This window comes from Synechococcus sp. GEYO, assembly GCF_900473955.1.
In the GTDB taxonomy this organism is placed as follows: Bacteria; Cyanobacteriota; Cyanobacteriia; order PCC-6307; family Cyanobiaceae; genus Synechococcus_C.
Map to the genome: position 1 here is coordinate 109,584 of NZ_UCNL01000001.1, position 26,424 is coordinate 136,007.

Below are 26,424 nucleotides of genomic sequence, written 5' to 3' on the forward strand. Positions count from 1 at the left end.
CATGGATCTCGATCGGATCCTGATGACGGCTGGGCTGGACCTTTCGGTTGTGGTGCCGCTCTACAACGAGGAGGAAAGCCTGCCTGAGCTGGTGGACCAGCTGCTGAAGGCGCTGCGACCCATTGGAGAGCGCTTTGAACTGGTGCTGGTCAATGACGGTTCAACCGACAACACCGCATCAGTACTGGAAAGCATCAGTGAGGAAGTGCCGGAGCTGGTGGGTGTTCTGCTGCGCAAGAACTACGGTCAAACAGCTGCCATGGCGGCAGGTTTTGATGTCGCTCAGGGGCAGGTGATCGTGAGCCTCGATGGTGATCTACAGAACGATCCCGCCGACATCCCCCTGCTCCTAAACAAGCTGCGCGAAGGCTATGACCTGGTGAGCGGTTGGCGTTTTGATCGCCAGGATGCCGAGCTCCAGAGAAAACTTCCCTCCAGGCTGGCCAATCGTCTGATCGGGCGCGTCACTGGGGTTCGCCTGCATGACTATGGCTGCTCACTCAAGGCCTATGACCGCGACGTGCTATCCGACATGCGCTTGTACGGCGAGCTGCATCGCTTTCTACCGGCGCTGGCCTTCATCGAAGGAGCCCGCATCACAGAAGTGAAGGTGAATCACCGTGCGCGTCAGTACGGAACCAGCAAATACGGAATTGATCGCACCTTTCGGGTCCTGATGGACCTGCTCACGGTTTGGTTCATGAAACGCTTCCTCACCCGGCCGATGTACGTCTTTGGGTTTGGAGGCCTCGTCGCCATTGCAACAAGCCTGGTGGCAAGCGCCTATTTGCTGTTGATCAAACTGACGGGTGAAGACATCGGCAACAGGCCACTGCTCACGATGGCTGTCGTACTCGGCCTGGCCGGGATTCAGCTGTTCTGTTTCGGACTGTTGGGAGAATTGCTGATCCGGACCTACCACGAAAGCCAGGGGCGCCCGATCTATCGCATCCGGGCAACGTTGCGAGGGGGCCGAGCCACCTGAGCCGGAGACGGTCGGGTCGCTCCACGGTGACGCTCAATGGCTGTTGCAGCGGCTTCTACGACAAGGCTGTCAGCATCACGCAGACCACGCCTCAGCAGCGGCAGAACGGAGGCATGCCCCCACTGACCCGCCACCCTCACGGCCTCAAGCCTCTGGCCTGGGTTGCCTTGATCCATCGCCTCGCGTAACCGACGCTCAAGCGAGATCCGCTCAGCGCTGCTGACCGGAGGCTGGAACGGGGCCAAATCGCCGGTTCCCTTGCCAGATCCTGCCTGAGTCTCAAGGTTCTGCTGCGGCGATGAATCCTGCACTAATCCCAGCTGGGCTCTGTTGATGGCTGCCACAGAGGTCGCATCCGTGCTGCTCAACAGCGTTTTTCCAGGCCGTCGACCAAGACTCCAGAGCACGATCACCAGCACAAGGGCGGCACCACCTGCAAGCAGCTGATTCATGGGTTTAGGGCGACGGAGGCCAAATGGATTGAATTTTTATGTCACCGACCCGATCGGTCGAAGACCACCAGAAAGGCAGTCTTTACAGTAGCTGTGACATTTGGGTCGCTGCCATGACTGGAGATTTCGTCGCTTCCTGGATGCCTTCGGTTTTCATCCCACTGGCTGGGGTTTTGGGTCCAGCTGTCGTGATGGTTCTGATGTTCAACCTGATCGAAACCACCGCCGACTAATCGCTAGCAGGCCCCTGCCAACGATCAAGCGAACTGCCCACCCACCGCTTCCTCATCCATGTCTGTTTCCCCCGTCGCCGATCCAACGGTTGGCAATCTCGCCACCCCGGTGAACAGCAGCTATTTCACCAAGGCCTACCTCAACGCTCTGCCCGCGTACCGACCAGACCTCTCCCCAAACCGGCGCGGCCTGGAAATTGGCATGGCGCACGGCTTTCTGTTGTATGGCCCGTTCGCTGTTTGCGGCCCTCTCCGTAACGGCGATTACGCCGCGACAGCTGGATTGCTCGCCTCCATCGGATTGGTGTCGATCCTGACTGTGTGCTTGTCGATTTACGGCACTGCTGGCAAGGGCCCCAACGTGCAGCCTGCTGACGCCACAATCATCAACCCACCCGCCGACCTGTTCACCAAGGCTGGCTGGGCTGAGTTTGCCAGTGGCTTCTGGCTGGGTGGCTGTGGAGGCGCTGCATTTGCCTGGTTCCTGGCCAGCTCAACATTTGTGCTTCCTTTGGTGAAAATTGCCGGCGGCGTCTGGAGCGTCAACTGAGTTCCAAACTCCCTAAATCTGCATCACCGATTCAATCGATCGGATTCTTTCAAGCCCCGAATGAGCACTGAGTGACTCATTTGGGGCTTTCTGCTGCCAGGATCTGGGCCCTTGCTGAGCGGTTGCCGACTTGCGGTCCATCTCCCAGCCATTTCTGAGACGGCCCGTCTTCACCATCGTCTGCAGCTTGCTGGTGCTGCTGGCGGGTGTGGTGTCTCTGGTGGGCCTCGGGCTGGAAGACCTGCCTCAACTGGCTCCCACACGCGTAAGCGTGAGCGCCAGTTTTCCTGCCGCAGGTCCTGAAGTTGTCGAGCAAAGCGTCACAGCAGTGCTGGAAAACCAGCTCAGTGACCTCGACGGCCTGGAGAGCATCACCTCTAACAGCAGACAGGGCGGTGCAAGTCTCAGCCTGCGCTTCGAGGCTGGCGACCCAGAACTCAACGCGATCAAGGTTCAGAACGAAGTCAACCTGGCCAGCCGCCGATTGCCCCAGGCCGTGACGCGGCAGGGGCTGAATGTGAACCGCTCCACGAATGATCTCCTGCTGATCCTCGGCTTCAGCGCTCCTCCAGGGCTGTATGAGCCGATCTTCATCGGTGGCTGGCTCGACCAGCGACTGAGTGAAGGCCTGCGAACCACGCCTGGAGTTGGCGACATCCGTGTGTTTGGCAGTAGCGAGCTCGCCTATCGGCTCTGGCTGGATCCCAGTCGGCTGGAGCAGTTCAATCTCTCCACCAACGACATCACCAATGCTCTGGCAGAGCAGAACGTTCTTGCCGCAGTGGGCAATCTGGGTGAGGCACCGGCACCGGCTGGGCAGTTGTTCAGCCTGCCGGTGGATGCCGAAGGGCGTCTACGCAGCCAGGCCGACTTTGAAGCCATGGTGGTGAAACGCACCGAAAACGGAGGCTTGGTTCGGCTGAAGGATGTGGGTCGCGTTGAGCTGGGGCAACGCAGCTACGGCAGCAGCGCCCTCAACCTTCAGGGCGAAAGCTCCGTGGCTGTTGGCATCTTCCAGCGGGATGGATCGAATGCACTGGAAGTCAGCCGTGCGGTTCGAGACAGGCTGAAAAGCCTGGAAAGCAGCTTTCCTCCTGGATTGGATGTTCAGGTGATCGTGGATGTGGCCGAAACCGTCCAGGCCAATCTCGATCGCACCAGAGACACCCTCAGGGACGCGGTGCTGCTGGTTTTGCTAGTGCTGGTGCTGTTTCTGGGACGCTGGCGCCTTGCCTTGATTCCTGGCCTGGCGGTGCCTGTGGCATTGATCGGCAGTCTTGTGGTGGTGCGCCTCAGCGGATCCAATCTCAACAGCCTGATCCTGTTTGGCCTCGTGCTGGCCACAGGCATCGTGGTCGACGACGCCATTGTCGTCAGCGAAGACATCGCAGGTCGGATCGAGCGGGGCGAGGAGCCAAAGGGGGCTGCGGAAGATGCGATGGCAGAACTAGCGGGCGCCGTGTTGGCCACATCGCTGGTTCTAGCTGCAGTCTTCCTGCCAGTTCTGCTGATCCCTGGCTCCATAGGCCGCCTGTATCAACCGATTGCACTGGCCATCGGTGGCGCCATTCTGTTCTCAACGTTCAATGCGCTCACCTTCACTCCGATGGCCTGTGCCCGCGTGCTCGGACAGGGCGACGGACGCTTGCCAGGACCACTCAGGTTGATCAGTCGCAGACTGCAATCGGGCATGGCCGGGTTGCAACGTCTTTACGCACGGATGCTGGCGGTTTGGCTAACGCGTGGCAGAACCGTGATCGCTCTGGTGCTGGCAGGCCTGATGCTCACCGGCATTGGTCTGGCGACGATCCCCACCTCCTTCATCCCCAACGAAGATCAGGGCCAGGTACGCGGTTATTTCACGCTTCCGGAGGGAGCAAGCCTGGAACGAACCGAAGCTGTGATGGAACGCATCCGCGAGGTGGTTGCCGAAGAGCCCCTGATCCGCAGCGGCAATTTCTATGCCGGAAGCTCGTTCGGACAGAGCGGCGAGGACACGGGATCGTTCTATCTGCGCCTCAGACCCATGAAAGAACGCTCAGGGCGGCAGAACAGCAGTGAAGCTGTGAAGCAGCGCCTGAACAGCGAGCTGAGACGACGCATCACCGATGCTCAGGTGATCGTGACCACACCGCCCACAGTGCGCGGTTTCAGCAGCGAATCGGGCCTGCAGATGGAATTGCTGGATCGCAGTAGCGGCCAGCTCAGCCTGCAGGATTTCGAGACCCAGGCCCAACAGTTCATCCTTGCTGCCCAGAACTCCGGACAATTCCAGCGCGTCAGCACGCGCTTCGATGCAAGCTCACCACGATGGCGACTAGAGCTGGACCGAAGCCAGATGGCTGCTCTGGACCTTCCGGTGGGTCCCACTCTCAGGGACATCGGAACTGCCATCGGAGGCCGTTTCATTGATGACACCTTCTCGGGAGGGGAAATCCGCAGCATCTATCTCCAACTGGAGGGAACAGATCGCAGCACGCCTGGAGATCTCACCAGCCTGATGGTGCGCAACCGCAGCGGCGATCTGGTCTCTGTGGCAAACGTTGCGCGGCTGAAGCGTGATTCAGGAGCGAATCGAATCACCCATTACAACCAGAACCGATCCATCAGCATTACTGCCGTCACAGCGGAGGGGATCAGCAGCGGCCAGGCCATCGATCTACTGCAGTCGATCAGTGATCAGACCGGAGGCAACAACCTGGGTCTCGCCTTCACCGGTCTTGCCAGAGAGGAGACCCGGGCGGAATCCGTGTCCTGGGTGCTGTTCGGCCTTGGCGTCACGGTGGTGTATCTGTTGCTGGCGGGCCTCTATGAAAGCTTCGTAGACCCGCTGATCATCTTGCTCACAGTGCCGATGGCACTGCTGGGAGCACTGATCGGCCTGAAGCTGCGCGGTCTCAGCCTCGACGTTTTTGCCCAGATGGGCCTGCTGGTGCTGGTGAGCCTGGCCGCCAAGAATGGAATCCTGATTGTTGAATTCGCCAATCAGCGTCTAAAGCAAGGCGTCGCATTGACGGATGCAATCGAGGAAGCAGCGCTGAACAGGATGCGACCGATCCTGCTGACCGCAGTGACGTCGTTGGCAGGATTTCTGCCATTGCTGCTCGCCACAGGCACAGGCTCCGCCAGCCGCATCAGCATCGGTACCGTTGTGTTCAGCGGGCTGCTGGTGTCCACGCTGCTCTCACTCTTCATCGTGCCGGCAACCTATCTGCTGTTCAAGCGCTGGCGAAGAGTCGATGCGGCAAGTCCGGAGCTGGACGGCTGATTTCAACAGGGCTCAAAACGATCGTTCACAGCAGGGCCACCCCCAGGAGGGATAAGGCACGCCCCGCCGGACGACGATTCAGCGGCTAACGCCCTAGTCGCGATCGAAGCGAACGTCGTCGGAGCAAATGGCGGCTGAGGTGCTGCACGCTCAGCAATCTGCTCATCCGCCTCAAGCTGAGCCAGATCGATTCGCTCTCTGGGCAGGATCTGCAAGGTGAGGTTGTAACCGGCGGCGACGCCAACCAGCAGCACCACCAGCTCCAGCTTGGGGGGAAGAGAAGGGAATGACATCCAGAACTCAACCAAAGCGGTGAAGGTCCAGTAGACGCGGACAACAGGATCAAAACGTGACTGAGATCGATCAAAGCCATGACGCTTTGCATACGAAAACCAGACGCACAGATTTGTAAGGTGTGTGCTCCCTGAAGCGCTGAGACGACACGGCATGCTGAGCAGCGCAACGAATCGCCAAACGTCATCTGCTCAGGCTCAGTATTTCTCCTACGGCGAAGCGGCCAATCCGATTCGCAGCGGACTGACTGGCACCGTTCCCTATCGCTCCTTTTCCCCGGCTTTCTTTTCCCAGAACGGCAGTGCCGTGATGCCTCTGGATCTGAGCGAAGAACTGCAGTGCAGTGGACCTGCCACCGGCCCATCGTTGTGCGCCAACTTCATCCGACTGGATGGCGACGAGCTGCGCACTGCCGCTGTGGCAACAAGCCAGTTGTTCTTCGTGGCCGATGGCCAGGGAGACACGGAAGCTTGCGGCGAACACTTCCAGTGGAGCAAGGGCGACATGCTCGTTCTCCCCGCCGGAGGAGATGCCATTCACTGCTGCTCTGGCAAAGCGGCTCTCTACTGGGTGCACGACGCGCCACTGCTGCGTTTTCTGGGTGTGACTCCCAATGAAGCCCGTTTTGAACCAACGTTTTACAGCCATCACGACAGCCAGGGGCGACTGGCTGAGATCGCAGCCAGCCCCAGCGGAGCGCGTGCCAACCGGGTCAGCGTGCTGCTGGGTAATTCAGCGTTTCCCCAAACAAGAACTGTCAGTCACACTCTTTGGGCGATGCTCGGCATTCTTCCCGCAGGACAGGAACAAAAGCCCCATCGCCACCAATCGATCGCCCTGGATTTCGCCGTGAACTGCGAACCTGGTTGCTACACCCTGATTGGAACTGAGCTCGATGATCAGGGAAGAATCCGAAACCCACACAGAGAAGATTGGGCAGCTGGTGCCGCTTTTGTGACTCCACCGGGCTACTGGCATTCCCACCACAACGAGTCAGGTGCAGATGCCTATGTGCTGCCGATTCAGGACGCAGGACTCCACACTTATCTGCGAACGCTCAACATTCTTTTTAGCGGCTGATCAACGGCTGAATTGTTCTCCGCCATTCAGATTTAGCCAACAAAAAACCCCCGCCAGATGATCTGGACAGGGGTGAATGAAAGATTGCCCTGCAGTGAGGGCAATCAGGATTGATCAGCCGAACTTGCCGGATGTCGATGCAATCAGGAAGGCGGCGTACGTGAGGATGTAGCCAATCGTGAAATGGGCGAGACCCACAACACGAGCCTGAACGATGGACAGAGCCACAGGCTTGTCGCGCCAGCCAACAAGGTTGGCGAGCGGTGTGCGCTGATGAGCCCAAACAATGGTCTCGATCAGCTCCTGCCAGTAACCACGCCAGGAGATCAGGAACATGAATCCAGTCGCCCAGACGAGGTGGCCGAACAGGAACATCCAGGCCCAAACAGCGAGATTGTTACTACCGAAGGGGTTGTAACCGTTGATCAGCTGGGAGGAATTCAGCCACAGATAGTCGCGGAACCAACCCATCAGGTAGGTGCTGGACTCATTGAACTGAGCCACGTTGCCCTGCCAGATAGCCAGGTGCTTCCAATGCCAGTAGAAGGTGACCCAACCGATTGTGTTCAGGGCCCAGAAGACGGCCAGATAGAAGGCGTCCCAGGCAGAGATGTCACAAGTACCACCACGGCCAGGGCCGTCGCAGGGGAAGGAGTAACCAAAGTCCTTCTTGTCTGGCATGAGCTTGGAGCCACGGGCATCCAGAGCACCTTTGACCAGGATCAGAGTTGTGGTGTGCAGACCAAGAGCGATGGCGTGGTGAACCATGAAGTCACCAGGGCCGATCGGCAAGAACACGTCGGTGTTCCCGTTGATGGCATCCATCCAGCCACCCATGTAGGCAGCGTTGGCATTGGCTGCAGCACCAGCGGAATTGGAGAGCAGAACGTCGAAACCGTAGATCGCCTTACCGGAAGCGGCTTGAACGAACTGGGCAAAGACGGGCTCAACCAGAATCTGCTTCTCAGGTGTTCCGAACGCCACAACAACGTCGTTGTGAACGTAAAGACCAAGCGTGTGGAAACCAAGGAAGAGGGTGATCCAGCTCAGGTGGCTGATGATCGCTTCCTTGTGCTCAAGCATCCGGGCCAGGACATTGTCCTTATTGGCTTCGGGGTCGTAGTCACGGATGAAGAAGATCGCTCCGTGGGCGAAAGCACCGCACATCAGGAAGATGGCGATGTACTGGTGGTGCGTATAGAGAGCAGCCTGTGTCGTGTAGGCCTTCGCGATGAAGGCATACGACGGCATCGCATACATGTGTTGTGCCACCAGGGAGGTGACCACACCCAGCGAAGCAAGAGCCAGGCCGAGCTGCATGTGAAGGCTGTTGTTCAAGGTGTCGTAAAGACCCTTGTGGCCAGCGCCGAGATCACCGGGAGTGCCCTTGGGAGGATTGTGAGCTTCGAGGATCTCCTTGATGGAGTGTCCGATACCGAAGTTGGTCCTGTACATGTGACCAGCGATCACAAACAGGCAACCAATCGCCAGGTGGTGGTGGGCGATGTCAGTGAGCCAGAGAGCTTCTGTCTGAGGATGGAAGCCACCGAGGAAGGTGAGAATCGCAGTTCCAGAGCCTTCGGCCGTACCAAAGATTTGACCCGCTGAATCAGGATTCTGTGCATACACACCCCAGTTGCCGGTGAAGAAAGGTCCAAGACCGGCGGGGTGAGGCATCACGCTCAGAAAGTTGTCCCACCCAACGTGCTGACCCCTGGATTCAGGAATCGCCACGTGCACCAGGTGTCCGGTCCAGGCAATAGAGCTGAAACCGAAGAGGACAGCCAGGTGGTGGTTCAGACGCGACTCAGCATTCTTGAACCATGCGAGTGACGGGCGGAACTTGGGCTGCAGGTGCAGCCAACCGGCGAAGAGTGCCCAGGCCGACAGGATCATCATGAAGATGGAACCCTGATACAGCTCGGCATTCTTGGTCATGCCAATTGTGTAGAACCAGTGGTAAAGGCCTGAGTAGGCGATGTTCACTGGCGATGTGGCTCCCGCTTGGGTAAAGGCGGTAATAGCGCCTTGACCGAAATGGGGATCCCAGATTGCATGAGCAATGGGCTTCACGTGCAGAGGGTCGGCGACCCACTGTTCGAAGTTGCCCTGCCAGGCGATGTGGAACAGGTTTCCCGAAACCCAGAGACCGATGATCGCGAGATGCCCGAAATGGGTGGAGAAGAGCTTTTGGTAAAGCCTCTCCTCCGTCATTCCGTCATGGCTCTCGAAGTCGTGAGCCGTGGCGATCCCGTACCAGATGCGGCGGGTTGTCGGGTCCTGTGCCAGACCCTGGCTGAACGAAGGAAATTTCGTTGCCATTAGAGGGAAAGTTCAGGAAAGGTCAGCCGCCCACCACAAGGATGTGGGCGTGGAAGAAGGACCACGTGACTGTGATGCCGCCCAAAAGATAGTGAGCAACACCGACAGCACGGCCCTGGATGATGGACAGCGCACGAGGCTGGATGCCAGGGGCCACCTTCAGCTTGTTATGAGCCCAGACGATGGACTCAATCAGCTCCTGCCAGTAGCCGCGGCCACTGAAGAGGAACATCAGGCTGAAAGCCCAGATGAAGTGACCACCAAGGAACATGATTCCGTAGCCGGCTGTGTTGGAGCCGTAGCTGTTGATCACCTGAACGGCCTGAGCCCACAGGAAATCACGCAACCAACCGTTGATGGTGATGGCGCTGTTGGCGAAATTTCCATTGGTGAGGTATTGGACTGAGCCATCAGGCCTCACCGCACCCCACACGTCGCTCTGCATTTTCCAGGAGAAGTGGAAAATGACGATCGACAGGGAGTTGTACATCCAGAACAGACCCAGGAAAACATGGTCCCAAGCAGACACCTGGCAGGTGCCGCCGCGACCAGGGCCATCGCAGGAGAAGCGGAAACCAAGGTTGGCTTTGTCTGGAATCAGACGGGAATTACGGGCGTAGAGAACACCCTTGAGCAGGATCAACACCGTCACGTGAATCGTGAAGGCGTGGATGTGGTGGACCATGAAGTCCGCCGTGCCCAGCGGAATTGGAGCCGCCGCGACCTTGCCGCCTACGGCGACAACGGAACCGTTGAACACTTCACTGACACCAGCGAGAGCGTTAGGAGCGGTGCTGCCGGCAGCTGCAGCATGCATACCCTGAATCCACTGAGCGAAGACGGGCTTCAGCTGGATCGCGGAATCACTGAACATGTCCTGGGGACGACCCAGAGCACGCATGGTGTCGTTGTGGATGTACAGGCCGAAGCTGTGGAAGCCAAGCCAGATACACACCCAGTTGAGGTGGCTGATCAGAGCGTCACGGGCCTTGAGCACTCTGTCCAAGACGTTGTCCACGTGCTTGGCAGGGTCGTAATCGCGAATCATCGCGATGGCGGCGTGAGCTGAAGCTCCGACGATCAGGAAGCCACCAATCCACATGTGATGGGTGAACAAACCGATCTGAGTCGGATAGTCAATCGACATGTACGGATAGGGAGGCATCGCGTACATGTGCTGGGCAACGATGATGCTCAGGGAGCCGAGCATTGCAAGGTTCAGAGCCAGCTGGGCATGCCAGCTGTTGATCATGAACTCGAACAGGCCGTCATGGCCCTTCGTTGCAGGGAAAAGCAGAGGATCGCCTTTCTGGCCCTCGAGGATCTCCTTCATTGAGTGACCGATTCCCCAGTTGGTCCGGTACATGTGTCCGGCCACGATGAACAGCACCGCGATCGCCAGATGGTGATGAGCGATATCGGTCATCCACATGCTTCCGGTCACAGGATTGATTCCACCCTTGAAGGTGAGGAAATCGCTGTATGCAGCCCAGTTGCCATTGAAAAAAGCACCGATGCCGGCACTGAATCCTGGATAGAGCTGAGCCAGCAGATCCTGATTGAAGAATTCGTGGGGAAGAGGAATGTCTGCCACGGAAGCAATGGTCTTGCCGTTCAACACCAGCGGCTGGCCGGCGTCGATGGCATCCATCAACTTCGTGGTTGGCAGAGACACATGCAGCAAGTGACCGGTCCAGGACAGTGAGCCCAGGCCCAGCAGACCAGCCAAGTGGTGGTTGAGCATCGACTCAACGTTCTGGAACCACTCAAGCTTCGGAGCTGCCTTGTGATAGTGAAAAACGCCTGCATTCAGCATCAGGCCGGCCATCACCAGAGCGCCAATGGCAAGAGACATCAACTGCGTCTCATTGGTGATGCCCCAGGCCCTCCAGACATGGAAGAGACCGGAGGTGATCTGGATGCCTTGGTGGCCGGCACCCATATCGCCGTTGAGGATTTCCTGGCCGAAAACCGACCAAACCACCTGAGCGCTTGGCTTCACATGGGTGGGATCGGCAAGCCAGCCGGAGAAATTGGAGAAGTGGGCGCCATGGAAAAAGGCACCACTCAGCCAGATGAAGATCACGGCCAGATGGCCGAAGTGAGCACTAAAGATCTTCCGAGAAACCTCCTCAAGGTCACTCGTGTGGCTGTCGAAATCGTGAGCGTTGGCGTGGAGGTTCCAAACCCAGGTGGTGGTTTTGGGACCTTTCGCGAGGGCTCGGTCGAAATGTCCGGGCTTTCCGAACAATTCGAAGGTCGCTGGATTGTCGACCTTCTCGACTTGAGTCTTCGCGGTGCTCCCACGCTCTGGTGGGCTGATGGTCATCGAGTCGTTCCTCGAGGGACGGGATCGAGGTGGTGGGACACCCCTCCGGAAATCCATGGGATTACCGGGGCCCCGGGCGCGGATCAGCAAGCTTCACCGTGGCCGGGCGCCAGTGGCGTTCAGAGCAATGAACCCTGACTCTCACTGGAGCTAGGGCCCCAAAGAGGGGACCGCTGCGGGAAGCATAGGAGGGGGAGCAGTCATCACACGACAGGGAGTTACAAAGGTTCAATCCGGTCGCGGGCCTGTCCAGACCTGGAATCTGCATCAGCTCGAGCATCAGCGAGGAGACCCCGATTAGGCGCGTTGAGCAACACAAACAGGCGACACATATCGATCTATTTAATGCAAATCATTCCCAATAGTGCGTCCTTCCCATCGGTGCCCAGAATGGGTCGAATCAAGCTTTGCCCCATGGCGGCATCAGGCCGGACGGTCCACCTTCATCACTGGCTGCAGACTCTGCTTGCACTGTGGATCATGGTGGTCCCCGCCGCAACCGCGCAGGCCTGGCCCTGGGGAGCAGACAGCTCAGGCGATGGAGAGCGCTCTGCAGAGATCATCAGTGTGTCTTCACCTTCCGGGCGACTGCAGGAAGTCAGTCCCCCGGGCGCTGTGCAGCAGCTACAAGCAGCGCTCAGCAGCCATACCCCCCGACTTGAACTGATCAGACCCTCCGATGGCGCTCTGCTGAAAACCGGTGAGGTGCAAGTCACGTTGCGGATCCAGGATTGGCCGTTGGCTGAGGATCCACAACTGGGCCTTGGAGCCCATGTGGCCCTGCAGATCGACGACGATCCACCACTGCGTTTCGGGCACGCCGAAAACGATCGACTGCAGATCACGCTTCCCGGTCTCAGCCCAGGAAGTCATCGCTTTACGGCCTATGCCGCCATGCCCTGGGGTGAAGCCGTGAAATCTCAGGGAGCCAGCCTCCAGTGGCGACTGGATCTCCTGCAGCAGCTTTCAGGAACGCAGCCCAATCAGGATGCTCCCTGGCTTGCCATGGTCAGCCCCTCAGACCTCAGCAACGGTGATCCTTTGCTGATCGACTGGCTGATCTGGAACGCCCCACTGCAGAACCTACGGGAGGGAGATGGCCGCTGGAGGCTGAGGATCAGCGTTAATGGCGACAGTTTTTTGGTTGACCGCCAGGAGGCTCTTTGGCTGAAAGCATCAGGCAACGGGAATGGCAGCGTGCAGATGGAACTGCTGGATGGTCTTGGTGAGCCGATCACTCCGGTCTTCAACAATCAATTACGAGCCACAGCAGCGCGTCCCGGCCTCCGTCCGATTTGGATGCAGTCGAAGCTGAGCGATGAACAGATGGCACGTCTGCTTGGCGTCGCCATTTCTGAAACAGAACAGTCATCTGAGCGAGATGCAACACCGCCACAGACTGCGCTCAATCCTGACTCTGAAACCGAAACTGAGACTGAGAAGTCCATCCAAGACAACCCTTCAAAACCGATCAACACACCGGCTGCACCAAAAGCTGAGGAACCAACAGTTGAGGAATCAACCATGGAAGAACAGTCCATGGCTCCAAGCCCTCAGCAGATCGACTCCTCGCCTTCGGCCACCACAGCTGACGATGAGCTGCCAGTGCTGCCTGATCAATCAGCTGACGACACTGAAGAACCGCTGGAGACCAGCAAAGCCGACAAGGCTGCTCCCGAGCGAAGCATCAGGACAACAGAACCGACAGCCGCGCCAGAGAAGCTACGGATCACCAGCAGCCTGGGAGGATCAGCCAGGGAGCTGTTGAACGAGGATGGCACCCAGCGCTGATTCCCTGAGGCCACTAGCCCTGAACGCTGTCGACACCACCTCCATCCAGCCGATGGAAGCGCCACTCGCACTGGGCCTATCCGTGAGTGCCTGGCCCCTGCTTCAGCAGCTGCAACAGGCGGGACAGGCGGATCGGGTGGGATTAACACCTCTAGCCGCCGCAGCACTGCAAACAACTCCCAGCGACTTGTTGGTCGCACCGGCTGCGGAATTTCTGAGCGACCAGTGGCGTAGGGGTGAGCCCACAATCGTGATCGGAGCCATGGGTGCCGTCACACGACTGATCGCACCGTTGCTGAGCGGTAAGCAGAACGATCCTGCCGTGGTGGTGATGGATGCTCACGGTCAAAACATCGTGCCCCTGATTGGTGGTCATGCGGCAGGAGCAGAACAGCTGGCCCATGCACTGGCTGCGGCACTAGGCGGGCAAGTGGTGCTGACCGGTGATGCAGCGAGCCAGGAGCGACTGGCTCTCGACGCCTTCGGAGAAGCCTGGGGATGGGTGCGTGGCGGCACGCCGAAAGCCTGGCATGACCTCATGCTCTCCCAGGCCTCTGGACCAAACCTCAAAGTTGTTCAGCAAACAGGAACGGACCTCTGGCGCAGTAGTACTGCCGGTCAACACTTCGGCGTTACCGCTGACTCCGAACACGGGATTGCGCTCGCCATCGGTCCGCGCTCCGACGGGGCTCCCTGTCGCTGGCACCCAGCCACGCTCTGGATCGGCATCGGCTGCGAACGCTTGAGCAGCCTTGCCTTGATTCAACGAGCTGTGGATCGCTCTCTTCAGTCCGCAGGACTGGCCAAGGAGGCCGTGGCAGGCATCAGCAGCATCGAGGCCAAGGGTGACGAGCCGGCTCTGCTGGAGTTCTGTGAGCATCAAAATTGGCCGTTACGACTGTTCGGCGCCGCTGCCCTCGCCGATGTCGCCGTGCCCACGCCCTCTGAAGTAGTGAAGGCGGAGATGGGCACAGCATCCGTTGCGGAAGCCTCTGCACTTCTGGCATCAGGAGATGGCGCACAGCTGTTGCAGTCCAAGCGGATCTTCCATGCCGAGGGCGGCGAACAGGGTGCCGTGACGGTGGCAATCGCAGAGGCTGCTCATCCCTTGGCAGCCAGCAAAGGAGAGCTGCATCTGGTTGGCAGTGGGCCAGGGTCACTGCAACTGCTCACTGCTGACGCCCGCACAGCGCTCAGCCGCAGCGTCCTCTGGGTGGGATATGGCCTTTACCTGGATCTGCTTGAACCGCTGCGTCGTTGCGATCAAGTCCGATTGGACGGACAACTCACCCGTGAACGGGATCGCTGCTGGCAAGCACTGGATTTGGCCCGTCAGGGCGCCCGTGTGGCACTGATCTCCTCAGGAGACAGCGGCATCTACGGCATGGCTGGGCTGGCGCTGGAGCTTTGGATGGACCTGCCTGAAACAGAACGTCCTCGCTTCCAGGTGCATCCTGGCCTCTCCGCACTGCAACTGGCTGCCGCCAGGGCAGGGGCACCACTGATGCACGACTTCTGCACCATCTCTCTGAGCGACCGGCTCACGCCCTGGCAGGTGATCGAACGACGCATCGAGGCAGCTGCCTCAGGCGACTTTGTGGTTGCGATCTACAACCCTCGCTCCAGGGATCGCAACTGGCAGCTGACAAGGGCCCAGGAGATTCTGCTCTGCGCGCGGCCGGAGACGACTCCTGTGGTGATGGCTCGCCAGCTTGGACGCAGTGACGAGCACGTCAGTCTTCACAGCCTGGGCAACCTGCGGCCTGAAGACGTAGACATGCTTACGGTGTTGGTGATTGGAAACAGCAGCAGCCGAGTCCAGGACGGCCGCATGGTGACCCCCAGGGGTTACCCAGGTGCCACTCTGAATTGATGACGACCTAGTGCAGTCGGGATGACAGGATTCGAACCTGCGGCCCCTTCGTCCCGAACGAAGTGCGCTACCAAGCTGCGCCACATCCCGATGGCCCGACTGTAGAAGATGACCTCAGTTCTGAAACCTGACTGGTTGCGCGTCAAAGCCCCTCAGCGGGAACGCATCGGAGCTGTTGCCGACCTGCTTCTTGACCTCAAGCTCAACACGGTCTGCCAGGAAGCAAGTTGTCCAAATATCGGTGAATGCTTCGCCGGGGGAACCGCCACATTTCTGATCATGGGGCCGGGCTGCACGCGTGCTTGCCCCTACTGCGATATCGACTTCGACAAGAGCGTTCGAGCGCTGGACCCCACCGAACCGGAGCGTCTTGGCGAAGCGGTGTCGCGGCTGAAACTCAAGCATGTGGTGATCACCTCGGTGAATCGCGACGATCTGAGCGATGGAGGAGCGAGCCAGTTCGTTGCCTGCATTGAGCAGGTGAAACGACGCTCTCCCTTCACCACAATCGAACTGCTGATCCCCGACCTTTGCGGCAACTGGGACGCACTGGAAACGGTGATGGACGCCGCGCCGCATGTGCTCAACCACAACATCGAAACCGTCCCACGCCTTTACAGACGAGCCAGACCTCAGGGCAATTACGAACGCTCTCTGGAGCTGCTGAAACGGGTGAGAGATGGATGGCCCAGGTCGTACAGCAAATCAGGTCTGATGGTGGGCCTGGGAGAAAACGATGAGGAGGTGATCGACGTGTTGCGCGACTTGCGCGCCCACCGCGTCGACATTGTGACCATTGGCCAGTACCTCTCTCCCGGCCCAAGACACTTACCTGTGAACCGCTTTGTGACTCCGGAGCAGTTCGACCGTTACCGGCGCATTGGTGAACAAGAGCTGGGTTGCCTGCAGGTGGTGAGCAGTCCACTCACACGCAGCAGCTATCACGCCGGCGAAGTACAGCGGCTGATGATCAGCCACCCACGCTGACGATCAGAGCTCATCACCGCCGATATGGATCCATTGCTGCAACTGCCAGTTCACCAGTCCGGCCTGAATCATCGGATCGTCTTGAACCCAGCGGTGAGCGTCTTCAAAGCTGCTGGCTTCAAAGATCAAGAGTCCACCGCCGCCGGGCCGCTGCTCACCATCCACCAGATAACCACTGTGGATGCGACGTCCGCTGTTGCCATGGGACATCACCCATTGGCGATGAGCCTCAAGATGAGGCCGCTTCTGCTCAATGGGCAGGGCGGCCGTCTCCGGGGTGAAGGTTTCGGTCTTGATGAACCAGGGCACGGTGCGGAAGAACGATCAGGCCGCAACCGCCTGTTTGTCGGCAAGCCCCATGGCAGCCCGTTCGCTGGGGGGGACCAGAACCTTGAAACGGCTCCTTGCGGCAGACCAGTCAGACAGAAGGCCCGAAGCTTTCTCACTGCCGGTGGCCGCGACGTGAAGCTCAAGCAGACCCTTGAGCGTGGCCTCCTGCTCAGATGTGGTGATGGGGCACACCTCCACGATCTCCGGGTTCACGCGTGGAGTGACCCGGTCACCTTCATCGAGAAGGAACGTCACGCCACCGGTCATCCCAGCGCCAACATTGCGGCCAGTGCTGCCAAGCACCACCACAACGCCACCAGTCATGTATTCACAGCAGTGGTCGCCGGCACCCTCAACCACCGTGCGGGCACCGCTGTTCCGCACACCGAATCGCTCACCAGCGCGCCCATGAGCGAAGAGCTCACCACCGGTTGCTCCATACAGACAGGTGTTGCCAAGAATCACCTGGTCACCCGGATTCGCAGTGGAATCCGATGGCACAAGCGTGATGCGACCGCTGTTCATGCCCTTGCCGACATAGTCATTGGCTTCCCCTTCAAGGCGCACATTCATGCCCTGAACGAGAAAGGCCCCGAAGCTTTGACCAGCAGCTCCACGGAAGGTGAGATCAAGCTGGCCCAAGAAGCCACGATTGCCGTAGCGCTGGGCAATCTCACCGGCCAGACGAGCGCAGACACTCCGGTCGGTGTTGATGATCTCAACCGTGCGGCGAATGGATCGCTGACTGTCAATGGCCGCCATCAGCTCGGAGTCGGCCAACAGTTGGTCTTCGAGAATCGGCCCATTGCCGTGAGCTTGAGCACTGTGGATCAGCCATGAACGATCTTCAGAACCACTGATCGGTGCCAGAAGGCTGGAAAGATCCACGCACTTGGTTTTGGCCAGCGAAACGCCTCTGGGCTTGAGGAGGTCGCTGCGACCAATGAGATCCTCCAGTCGAGCCACACCCAGCAGACTCATCAGCTGGCGCACCTCTTCGGCGACGTACCAGAAAAAATTCACGACGTGCTCAGGCACTCCCGTAAAGCGCTGACGCAGGTTCTCTTTCTGTGTCGCCACTCCAACCGGGCAGCTATTGAGGTGACAAACACGAGCCATCACGCAGCCTTCGGCGATCATGGCGATCGAACCAAAGCCATATTCCTCAGCACCAAGCAGAGCAGCGATCACCACATCCCAGCCGGTCTTGAGACCGCCATCGGCTCTGAGCAGAACTCTGTCGCGAAGGCCATTCTCGAGCAGAGCGCGATGCACTTCTGTGAGGCCCAGTTCCCAGGGCCCACCCGCGTGCTTGATCGAACTCAGCGGGGAAGCACCGGTGCCTCCGTCGTGGCCGGAGATTTGGATCACGTCCGCGTTGGCCTTGGCCACCCCGGCAGCGATCGTGCCGATACCGATCTCGGCGACCAGTTTGACGCTGACCGGCGCCGAAGGATGCACCTGGTGCAGGTCATGGATCAGCTGAGCCAGATCTTCGATCGAATAGATGTCGTGATGAGGTGGCGGTGAAATCAAAGCGACACCAGGCTTGCTATTGCGAAGCCAGGCGATGTACTTGTCCACTTTCGGCCCGGGGAGCTGGCCACCTTCTCCAGGCTTGGCACCCTGAGCCACCTTGATTTCCAGCTGTTTCCCGCTCCTGAGATATTCAGCAGTCACACCGAAGCGTCCTGAGGCGATCTGCTTGATCGCAGAGCAGGCGGTATCGCCGTTCTGAAGCCCGCCGATGCTGGGGAAAGCAACGGACCGGCCGTCGCCATCCACATCGCTCAACACCTGGAAGCGAGCAGGATCTTCACCACCTTCACCGCTGTTGCTCTTACCGCCAATCCGGTTCATGGCCACCGCCAGCACCTCGTGCGCTTCACGAGATAGAGCTCCGAGGCTCATACCGCCGGTACAGAAACGGGTGCAGATGCTTTCAACGCTCTCCACCTGATCCAGGGGCAACGGCGTGGACGCGACCTTGAACTCCAGCAGGTCACGCAGCGCCATCACCGGACGGTTCTCCAGCAAGCTCTTGTACGTGGAGAAATGGTCATAGCCTGGACCCTGTGCCAAAGCCTTGTGCAGGGCCTTGGAGAGTTCAGGGTTGTTGCGGTGATACTCCGCACCGTTGCGGTATTGCACGAAACCCATGAACTCGAGCTTGCTGCGGTTCAGCTCGGGGAAGGCCTTGGCATGCATCGAGAGTGTTTCGTTCGCCAGTTCCGCAAGGGTCATGCCGGCAACCCGGCTGGTCGTGCCGCTGAAAGCGGTCTCGATCACATCGGCACCGAGCCCGATCGCCTCGAAGATCTGAGCACCGTGATAACTGGCCAGAAGTGAAATGCCGATCTTGGACAGAATTTTTCTGAGGCCGTTTTCCAGAGAGACACGCACATTGGCCTGAACCTGATCAGCACTGAGGTCGGGAAGCTTTCCCTGCTCAATCCGTTTTCTGGTTTTGGGGTGTTGGAGCCAGTGGCGGGTGGTCTCCCAGGTCAACCACGGACAAACGGCACTGGCCCCATAGCCGATCAGGCAGGCCATGTGATGGGTGCTCCAGCACTGAGCGGTGTCCACCACAAGGGAGCAGCGCAGTCTCAACTTGCGGCGCAACAGATGGTGGTGGACGGAGCCAACAGCGAGCAGTGCCGGCATCGCCACCGTGGTGGCCGTCAGTGGTGTGGGCTCAGCGTTGGCATCAACGCGGTCGGAGAGCACCAAAACCTGAGCCCCAGCGTGCACGGCTTGCTCAGCTGCCTGGCATAGGGCATCAAGAACAGCTTGAAATCCACCGGTGCAGGATTCAACCGCCACCTGGGTGGACAAGAACTGAACCGGGAGACTTTGCTGGCTGATCTCTTCCAGCTCGGCCTCATTGAGAACCGGGGTATCGAGATGAATCACAGAAGCAGCTTCCGCCTGAGGTTTCAAGGCCGGACGACGCTCACCGAGATGCATCTCCAGGCTCATCACCAGTTGCTCCCGCAGAGGATCGATCGGTGGATTCGTGACCTGCGCGAAACGCTGTTTGAAATAGTCGTAGAGCAAATGGGGCTTGTCTGAGAGCACCGCCAGTGGGATGTCATCCCCCATGCAGAAGGTGGGCTCCTTCCCTAAGGAGGCCATATCGCCGATGATCAGGTCGAAATCCTCTGCGGTGAAGCCCATGGCGGTCTGCAGTCTCAGCAGATCGAGTTCTCCGACCTGCTGAGACTGAGTCCAGGCTTGCGGACGCACATTGCGGCGGTGTTGCTCCAACCAATCGCCATAGGGGAAACGTCCAGCGGCGTCTTCCTTGACCAACCAGTTATCAAGGAGTTGGCCGGTCTGCAGATCCACCGCGAGCATCTGACCTGGACCGAGCCGACCTTTCTGGACCACGGTCTTGCCGCTGAGATCGACCACACCGGTCTCGGATCCCATGATCACGAAGCCATCCTCCGTGGAGCACCAGCGAGCTGGACGCAGGCCGTTGCGATCCAGGGTTGCTCCAACACGCTTGCCGTCAGCGAACACCAACAGAGCCGGGCCGTCCCAGGGCTCCTGGATACCAGCGTTGAATTCATACATGGCCGTCACATCAGGACGGCTGTCGAGGTCCGGCTGGTTGCGGAATGCTTCAGGGACCAGGGTGATCAGGCTGTCGGTGACGGAACGACCACTTCGCACCATCAGCTCAAGGGTGGCGTCGAGGTTGGCTGAATCGCTGAAAGCTGGATTCACAACAGGGTTGAGGTCGTCCGCAGCTTCTCCCCAGACACCAGCGAGGCTGGCTTCAGAGGCCTTCGCCCAATTGAGATTGCCCAGCAGGGTGTTGATCTCACCGTTATGCCCCAACAACCGCATCGGCTGGGCAAGGGGCCAGCGGGGGAGGGTATTCGTGCTGAAGCGCCGGTGATACACCGCGAAGCTCACTTCAAAGCGGGAGTCCCGCAGATCGGCGTAGTACTGAGCAAGCACTTCCGATCGCACCATGCCCTTGTAAACAACCGTTCGGCTGCTCAGAGAAGCCACATAAAAATCGCGTGAGCCCTCGAACCCCCACGCTTCCCTGGCCCTGGCTCCAACACGGCGCCGGAGACGCAGAAGAAGCGCCTCAAAGGCATCACCTTCAGCATCCCCCTTCACCAACCACTGCTCAATCACCGGGGCCGTTTCACGGGCCAGAGGCCCAAGCACTGCTGCATCGACAGGCACCTCGCGCCAACCGGCGAACTGCAGACCAAGTGCAATAGCTTCCGCTTCAAAGAACTGGCGAGCCTGCTGGCGACGTTCAGCGTCTGTGGGCAGGAACATCATTCCAAGCCCTTTTGCGTCAGCGGCTTCTGGCCAGATTGCCCGGAGATAGCTCCATGGGATTTCACACAAAACACCCGCACCATCTCCGGAGTCAGAGTCACCCCCACAACCACCGCGGTGTTCCATGCAACCGAGGCCACGCAAGGCCTGCTTCAGCACCCAATGGCTGGGATGCCCCTGCATCTGCGCTAAGAATCCCACTCCACAGGCGTCCTTCTCACCGGCCACTGCCTGGGGCGCAGCGCTGTCGCTGTAAGGCCAGGAGGAGCCGGTGAGGTGTGTCATGACCTGGATAAGAGTCGGGCTGATCCCGCTTTGGATGCAACATCCATCACGGTGCAAATTCGATCCTAAGGATTGGCCACCCCGGCTAGCGTCAGCGGATGTTCCTGTCGCCTCCTCCTCCAGTCCCGGTTGCCGAAGTGCGCACAGCCGACCGTGTGAACGGCAGCGAAGTGAAGGTCGCAGGCCTTGCATCCAAGGGGGCATGGCAGTGGGTCGGAAACGACCAACGCTCACCAATCCAGCTCTGGATCCCTCTGGATGTGCTGATCGGTCGACTCGGCTTCCAGCGGGTTCGTAGTGAAGGAGGGGAAGCACTGGAGTGGTTTGGTCAACGCGTCCCTCTACAAACGCTGATCAAGCGTTCTCTGGACGATGAGGTCGCGATTGACGCAGCACCTTGGTTCAAGCGATTGAATGTCGCCAGCAGCCATCGACAGGGTGTCCTGTCGATTTCACTGGAAGCACCCAGGGTTCAAAAGCTGCGTCAGGGCCGCGGCAGCACGGCGGGGCGACTGGTCCTCGATCTCAGCGGACCTGCGCTGATGCAACGGCAGAACGACGACCTATTACTCGGGGTGTCGATCACTGCCGCCCAGGACGCCAAGTTGCGTGCAATGGGCCTGAAGACCAAACGCGAAAGGCGAGGTCTGCGAATCGAGGGACGAGCCGATCGTCCGACGCTCACTCTTGCAACACCCTGGCGGATTGTGATTGATGGATTGAGCAGCTCCCGCACCACCCGAGTTCGTTCGTCGAGGAATGGATTGCAGTCGGCTCTGCTCAACCCAGAGATCCAAGTGGCACGCCGCAACGGGCTTGTGCTGGAAGCCCGCACGTTTCGTGTGGGGGTAAAACCGGTGACAATTTTCAGGGCAGGTGTTCCCTTCAACAGCAAATCGCTCGAACTGCGACCACTCGCTGCTCGTGGCGCACAAACCGGGATTCGATTTCTAAGCCAACTGGCCCAGCCTGAACAAGCTTTGTTGGCCGTGAATGGGGGGTTCTTCAATCGGGTTCGTCAGCTTCCCCTGGGCGCTCTGCGTGTCGATGGAACGTGGCTTTCAGGACCCATTCTCAATCGGGGAGCGATCGGCTGGACAGCAGGACAAAAGCTTCTGTTCAACCGTCTGCGCCTCGACCAGTCCATGCAGATCAATGGAGGCCGTCGCTGGGGCCTGGGGTTTCTCAACAGTGGCTATGTGCAAGGAGGCTTGAGTCGCTACACCCGGGCATGGGGGCCGGTCTACAAGGCCCTGAGCGGCGAGGAGAAGGCCATCACCGTGAAGGATGGCGTCACCATCAACCTCCACAATCGCGCCGAATTGAGCCGGGGGGTTCCTCTGACACCCGGAGCGTCCCTGATCGTGTCGCGCGCTGGAACACCGCTTCCCGCTCAACCCGGTGATCGGGTCAGCATCAGCCTGCAGCCATCCAATCCAGTCGGAGAGCAACCGCAAGTCCTGGCTGGAGGACCACTTCTGATGAAAGATGGTCAAGTTGTGCTGCGCGGTCGTCAGGAAGGTTTCAGTGCCGGATTCCTGTCCCTTGCCGCTCCGCGAACGGTCGTCGCCCAGGACCGCAGTCGTGTATGGCTGATGACACTCAAGGGCACTTCAGGCAGTGACCCCACGCTGCTGGAAACGACGCTGGCTCTTCAGCAACTGGGCATGCTTGATGCCCTCAACCTTGACGGTGGGAGCTCTACGACGCTGTTAGCAGCGAATCGAACGGTGATGACCGGACGCGGCGTGACGCCCAGGGTTCAGAACGGTCTTGGGCTCGTTCGCCACTGAACAACAGCTGGCACACTGGACGCCTTCCCGAGCATCGGTCCATGGGCTCCACGCTGCAAATCACCGCAACTGCAGCCGCCGAACTGGGGCGACAGGCCGCTGTGGCAGGCACCCCCGGAGTGATGCATCTGGATCTCACGGCGGGGCACTGTGAGCGCAATGTCATCCGTCTGCAGCCAGGCAGCCTCAATGGAACACCCGCCGCTCGGGCCGAGGGAGTGACCCTGCATGTTCCCGATGCCCAGAAGGCATTGCTGGAGGGGCTGACACTGGACTATCGAAGCGACATCAGTGGCGGAGGCTTTCTGATCCTGAGCAGCGATGCAGTGCGTTGCTGCGCCTGCGGCAGCGCTTTCAGCCGCCTTTGATCAGATTGGGCAGGTCGAACCGGTATTGTGATGGATTGTCGAACAGGTCGGATCTCCGGCCGCTACGCGACCGTCGATGCCAACCATTCAGCAACTGATCCGGACCGAGCGTCAGAGCTCAAAGGCGAAAACCAAATCGCCAGCTCTGAAAGCCTGCCCCGAACGCCGTGGTGTTTGCACCCGTGTGTACACGTCCACTCCCAAAAAGCCCAATTCGGCTTTGCGCAAAGTGGCCCGTGTGCGCCTCACCTCCGGATTCGAGGTCACCGCCTACATCGGCGGCATCGGCCACAACCTGCAGGAGCACTCGGTTGTGCTGATCCGCGGCGGTCGCGTCAAGGATCTGCCTGGAGTTCGCTACCACATCATTCGCGGAACCCTTGACACCGCAGGAGTCAAGGACCGTCGTCAGTCCCGCTCCAAGTACGGCGCCAAGTCTCCGAAGGAATGATCACCAAAGATCCCCCTTCAGGATCGTGATCTGCCCGTCACCTTCACCCTTCTCCGTTCCTTTTTCATTTGACAGTCCATGTCACGCCGTAACGCCGCCGTCAAGCGCCCGGTCCTCCCCGATCCCCAGTTCAACAATCGACTCGCCACCATGCTTGTGGCTCGGCTGATGAAGCATGGCAAGAAGTCCACGGCACAGCGAATCCTGTCCGACGCCTTCAGCCTGATCGGCGACCGCACCGGTGGCGATCCCATCGAACTCTTCGAGACGGCCGTGAAAAACGCGACTCCTCTTGTCGAAGTGCGTGCCCGACGCGTCGGCGGTGCCACCTATCAGGTGCCCATGGAAGTCCGCCAGGAGCGCGGCACAGCCATGGCTCTGCGCTGGCTTGTGAGCTTCTCCCGTGCTCGCAACGGCCGCAGCATGGCTCAGAAGCTTGCTGGTGAACTCATGGACGCTGCTAATGAAGCCGGCAGTGCCGTTCGCAAGCGCGAAGAAACCCACAAGATGGCCGAAGCCAACAAAGCTTTCGCTCACTACCGCTACTGATCCAACACCGCTCTGAAGCCTCGTTTGCTCAGGGCGGACCTGTAGGATCTCACCGCCTTTTTACGCCCCACCCCGGAGTTTCCTGTGGCTCGCGCCTTTCCCCTGGAACGCGTCAGAAATATTGGTATCGCTGCCCACATTGATGCGGGCAAAACCACCACGACAGAGCGCATCCTGTTCTATTCAGGTGTGGTTCACAAGATCGGTGAAGTGCACGATGGTGCAGCGGTGACCGACTGGATGGCCCAGGAGCGCGAGCGGGGCATCACGATCACGGCTGCGGCCATTTCCACCAGCTGGAAAGACCACCGGATCAACATCATTGATACCCCTGGTCACGTGGACTTCACCATCGAGGTGGAGCGCTCTATGCGTGTTCTCGATGGTGTGATCGCTGTGTTCTGCGCCGTTGGAGGCGTCCAGCCTCAGTCAGAAACCGTCTGGCGACAGGCCGATCGCTATTCCGTTCCCAGGATGGTGTTCGTCAACAAGATGGACCGCACCGGTGCAGACTTCCTCAAGGTCCACGGTCAGATCAAGGATCGCCTCAAAGCCAATGCTGTTCCTATTCAGCTGCCCATCGGCGCTGAAGGCGAGCTGAGCGGCATCATTGATCTCGTGGCCAACCAGGCACACATCTATAAAGATGACCTCGGTCAGAACATCGAAGTCACCGATGTTCCTGCTGACATGAAGGATCAGGTGGACGAATGGCGCAACGTCCTGATGGAAACCGTTGCCGAGAACGACGAAAACCTGATTGAGAAATTCCTGGAAACAGGTGAGCTCTCGATTGATGAACTGAAAAATGGCATTCGTGAAGGCGTTCTGAAGCATGGTCTCGTGCCTGTGCTTTGTGGCTCCGCCTTTAAGAACAAGGGTGTGCAGCTTGTTCTCGACGCAGTTGTCGACTACCTTCCCGCCCCTGTTGATGTCCCCCCCATTCAGGGTGTGCTGCCAGACGGCAAGGAAGCCGTTCGTCCGTCCGACGACAAAGCCCCCTTCAGTGCTTTGGCCTTCAAGGTCATGGCTGATCCCTACGGCAAGCTCACCTTTGTGCGGATGTACTCCGGTGTGCTCGAGAAGGGCAGTTATGTGCTCAACTCCACCAAAGACAGCAAAGAGCGCATCTCCAGATTGGTGGTGCTGAAGGCCGACGATCGTGAAGAAGTCGATGCACTGCGCGCCGGCGATCTGGGTGCTGTTCTTGGTCTGAAGAACACAACCACCGGTGACACTCTGTGTTCCGTGGAAGATCCGATTGTTCTTGAGACTCTGTTTGTTCCGGAACCCGTCATTTCCGTGGCAGTCGAGCCCAAAACAAAGGGCGACATGGAGAAACTCTCCAAAGCTCTTGTCTCACTGGCTGAAGAAGATCCCACCTTCCGGGTCAGAACTGATTCAGAAACTGGCCAGACCGTGATTGCCGGAATGGGAGAGCTCCATCTGGAGATCCTGGTCGACCGGATGCTGCGCGAATTCAAAGTGGAAGCCAATATCGGCGCTCCTCAGGTTTCCTATCGCGAAACCATTCGCGCCTCATCACGAGGCGAGGGCAAGTTCTCTCGTCAGACCGGTGGTAAGGGTCAATACGGCCACGTCGTGATCGAAATGGAGCCGGGCGAACCCGAATCCGGCTTTGAATTCGTCAACAAGATTGTTGGCGGTGTCGTTCCCAAGGAATTCATCAAGCCCTCCGAAATGGGCATGAAGGAGACCTGTGAGTCCGGCGTGATCGCCGGATTCCCGATGATCGACGTCAAAGTGACCATGATCGACGGTTCATATCACGATGTGGACTCGTCGGAAATGGCATTCAAGATTGCCGGTTCGATGGCCTTCAAGGATGCGGTCAAGAAGTGCAACCCAGTTCTTCTTGAGCCGATGATGAAGGTCGAGGTCGAGGTCCCCGAGGATTTCCTCGGCTCGATCATCGGCGACCTGTCCTCCCGCAGGGGCCAGGTCGAAGGTCAGGCAATTGACGATGGCACGTCAAAGGTCTCGTCCAAGGTGCCCTTGGCCGAGATGTTCGGCTACGCCACCGAGCTCCGATCCATGACCCAGGGTCGGGGTATTTTCTCGATGGAATTCAGCCACTATGAGGATGTTCCTCGCAACGTGGCCGAGGCCATCATTTCCAAGAATCAGGGCAATTCCTGATCTCTACCCTCCTTTA

At 59.0% G+C, this 26,424-nt stretch carries 19 protein-coding genes and 1 tRNA gene; 13 read left to right on the forward strand and 7 right to left on the reverse strand.

All coding sequences use genetic code 11. The features are described from left to right. Positions 1 to 22 precede the first annotated feature (22 nt). Positions 23 to 985 carry a glycosyltransferase family 2 protein gene (locus tag DXY37_RS00730; RefSeq protein ID WP_115124941.1) on the forward strand — a complete coding sequence of 321 codons (963 nt, stop codon included), beginning with the start codon at positions 23 to 25 and terminating at the stop codon, positions 983 to 985. Here the strand turns inward: DXY37_RS00730 and DXY37_RS00735 are convergent. Next, on the reverse strand, positions 943 to 1,437 hold the full coding sequence (locus tag DXY37_RS00735; RefSeq protein WP_115124905.1) for a HEAT repeat domain-containing protein: 495 nt from the start codon (positions 1,435 to 1,437) through the stop codon (positions 943 to 945). The two genes, DXY37_RS00730 and DXY37_RS00735, sit on opposite strands and share 43 nt — an antisense overlap. Positions 1,438 to 1,550: 113 nt before the next feature. On the opposite strand from DXY37_RS00735, the gene DXY37_RS00740 reads away from it, so the two are divergent. From DXY37_RS00740 to DXY37_RS00750, 3 genes are all read left to right on the forward strand, one after another. Then, positions 1,551 to 1,670, forward strand: coding sequence for a photosystem I reaction center subunit VIII (locus DXY37_RS00740; protein WP_114993331.1), 120 nt, complete (start codon positions 1,551 to 1,553; stop codon positions 1,668 to 1,670). 58 nt (positions 1,671 to 1,728) lie between these two features. After that, a complete protein-coding gene (locus tag DXY37_RS00745; protein ID WP_115124906.1) occupies positions 1,729 to 2,220 on the forward strand; it encodes a photosystem I reaction center subunit XI in 492 nt (163 codons plus the stop codon). A 130-nt stretch (positions 2,221 to 2,350) separates the two neighbouring features. Then, the gene (locus tag DXY37_RS00750) at positions 2,351 to 5,488 is read left to right on the forward strand and encodes an efflux RND transporter permease subunit (RefSeq protein WP_115124907.1); all 3,138 of its coding nucleotides are present in this window, start codon (positions 2,351 to 2,353) and stop codon (positions 5,486 to 5,488) included. A gap of 2 nt (positions 5,489 to 5,490) precedes the next feature. Here the strand turns inward: DXY37_RS00750 and DXY37_RS00755 are convergent, their stop codons facing one another. Next, positions 5,491 to 5,781: a hypothetical protein gene (locus DXY37_RS00755; protein ID WP_115124942.1), complete on the reverse strand. Its 291-nt coding sequence runs from the start codon at positions 5,779 to 5,781 to the stop codon at positions 5,491 to 5,493. Between the two features lie 154 nt (positions 5,782 to 5,935). Between DXY37_RS00755 and DXY37_RS00760 the strand changes: the two genes are divergently transcribed. After that, positions 5,936 to 6,862 (forward strand): cupin, encoded by a 927-nt coding sequence (locus DXY37_RS00760; RefSeq protein ID WP_115124908.1) that lies wholly within the window; start codon positions 5,936 to 5,938, stop codon positions 6,860 to 6,862. 114 nt (positions 6,863 to 6,976) lie between these two features. Here DXY37_RS00760 and psaB read toward each other — a convergent pair whose 3' ends face one another. Both psaB and psaA read right to left on the reverse strand, forming a co-directional pair. Next, positions 6,977 to 9,184, reverse strand: coding sequence for a photosystem I core protein PsaB (gene psaB, locus DXY37_RS00765; protein ID WP_067095224.1), 2,208 nt, complete (start codon positions 9,182 to 9,184; stop codon positions 6,977 to 6,979). A 22-nt stretch (positions 9,185 to 9,206) separates the two neighbouring features. Then, on the reverse strand, positions 9,207 to 11,513 hold the full coding sequence (gene psaA, locus DXY37_RS00770; protein ID WP_115124909.1) for a photosystem I core protein PsaA: 2,307 nt from the start codon (positions 11,511 to 11,513) through the stop codon (positions 9,207 to 9,209). Between the two features lie 414 nt (positions 11,514 to 11,927). On the opposite strand from psaA, the gene DXY37_RS00775 reads away from it, so the two are divergent. Beyond that, complete coding sequence (locus DXY37_RS00775) at positions 11,928 to 13,304, forward strand: hypothetical protein (RefSeq protein ID WP_115124910.1); 1,377 nt, start codon at positions 11,928 to 11,930, stop codon at positions 13,302 to 13,304. 52 nt (positions 13,305 to 13,356) lie between these two features. After that, positions 13,357 to 15,177, forward strand: a complete 1,821-nt coding sequence (cobJ, locus tag DXY37_RS00780; RefSeq protein WP_115124943.1) for a precorrin-3B C(17)-methyltransferase — start codon at positions 13,357 to 13,359, stop codon at positions 15,175 to 15,177. 16 nt (positions 15,178 to 15,193) lie between these two features. Here cobJ and DXY37_RS00785 read toward each other — a convergent pair. Then, positions 15,194 to 15,267, reverse strand: a tRNA-Pro gene (locus DXY37_RS00785). An 18-nt stretch (positions 15,268 to 15,285) separates the two neighbouring features. Between DXY37_RS00785 and lipA the strand changes: the two genes are divergently transcribed. Next, the gene (gene lipA, locus DXY37_RS00790; protein WP_115124911.1) at positions 15,286 to 16,164 is read left to right on the forward strand and encodes a lipoyl synthase; all 879 of its coding nucleotides are present in this window, start codon (positions 15,286 to 15,288) and stop codon (positions 16,162 to 16,164) included. A gap of 3 nt (positions 16,165 to 16,167) precedes the next feature. On the opposite strand, the gene DXY37_RS00795 is transcribed toward lipA, so the two are convergent. Continuing rightward, positions 16,168 to 16,473: a YciI family protein gene (locus tag DXY37_RS00795; RefSeq protein WP_115124912.1), complete on the reverse strand. Its 306-nt coding sequence runs from the start codon at positions 16,471 to 16,473 to the stop codon at positions 16,168 to 16,170. 15 nt (positions 16,474 to 16,488) lie between these two features. Beyond that, positions 16,489 to 21,087 (reverse strand): glutamate synthase large subunit, encoded by a 4,599-nt coding sequence (gene gltB, locus DXY37_RS00800; RefSeq protein WP_115124913.1) that lies wholly within the window; start codon positions 21,085 to 21,087, stop codon positions 16,489 to 16,491. 98 nt (positions 21,088 to 21,185) lie between these two features. Between gltB and DXY37_RS00805 the strand changes: the two genes are divergently transcribed. From DXY37_RS00805 to fusA, 5 genes are all read left to right on the forward strand, one after another. After that, a complete protein-coding gene (locus tag DXY37_RS00805; protein ID WP_115124914.1) occupies positions 21,186 to 22,880 on the forward strand; it encodes a phosphodiester glycosidase family protein in 1,695 nt (564 codons plus the stop codon). Between the two features lie 41 nt (positions 22,881 to 22,921). Next, positions 22,922 to 23,248 (forward strand): AIR synthase, encoded by a 327-nt coding sequence (locus tag DXY37_RS00810; RefSeq protein ID WP_115124915.1) that lies wholly within the window; start codon positions 22,922 to 22,924, stop codon positions 23,246 to 23,248. Positions 23,249 to 23,324: 76 nt separating this feature from the next. After that, positions 23,325 to 23,699: a 30S ribosomal protein S12 gene (gene rpsL / locus DXY37_RS00815; RefSeq protein WP_066904579.1), complete on the forward strand. Its 375-nt coding sequence runs from the start codon at positions 23,325 to 23,327 to the stop codon at positions 23,697 to 23,699. A gap of 78 nt (positions 23,700 to 23,777) precedes the next feature. After that, on the forward strand, positions 23,778 to 24,248 hold the full coding sequence (gene rpsG, locus DXY37_RS00820) for a 30S ribosomal protein S7 (RefSeq protein ID WP_066904590.1): 471 nt from the start codon (positions 23,778 to 23,780) through the stop codon (positions 24,246 to 24,248). An 84-nt stretch (positions 24,249 to 24,332) separates the two neighbouring features. Beyond that, the gene (gene fusA, locus DXY37_RS00825) at positions 24,333 to 26,408 is read left to right on the forward strand and encodes an elongation factor G (protein ID WP_067095203.1); all 2,076 of its coding nucleotides are present in this window, start codon (positions 24,333 to 24,335) and stop codon (positions 26,406 to 26,408) included. Positions 26,409 to 26,424 lie beyond the last annotated feature (16 nt).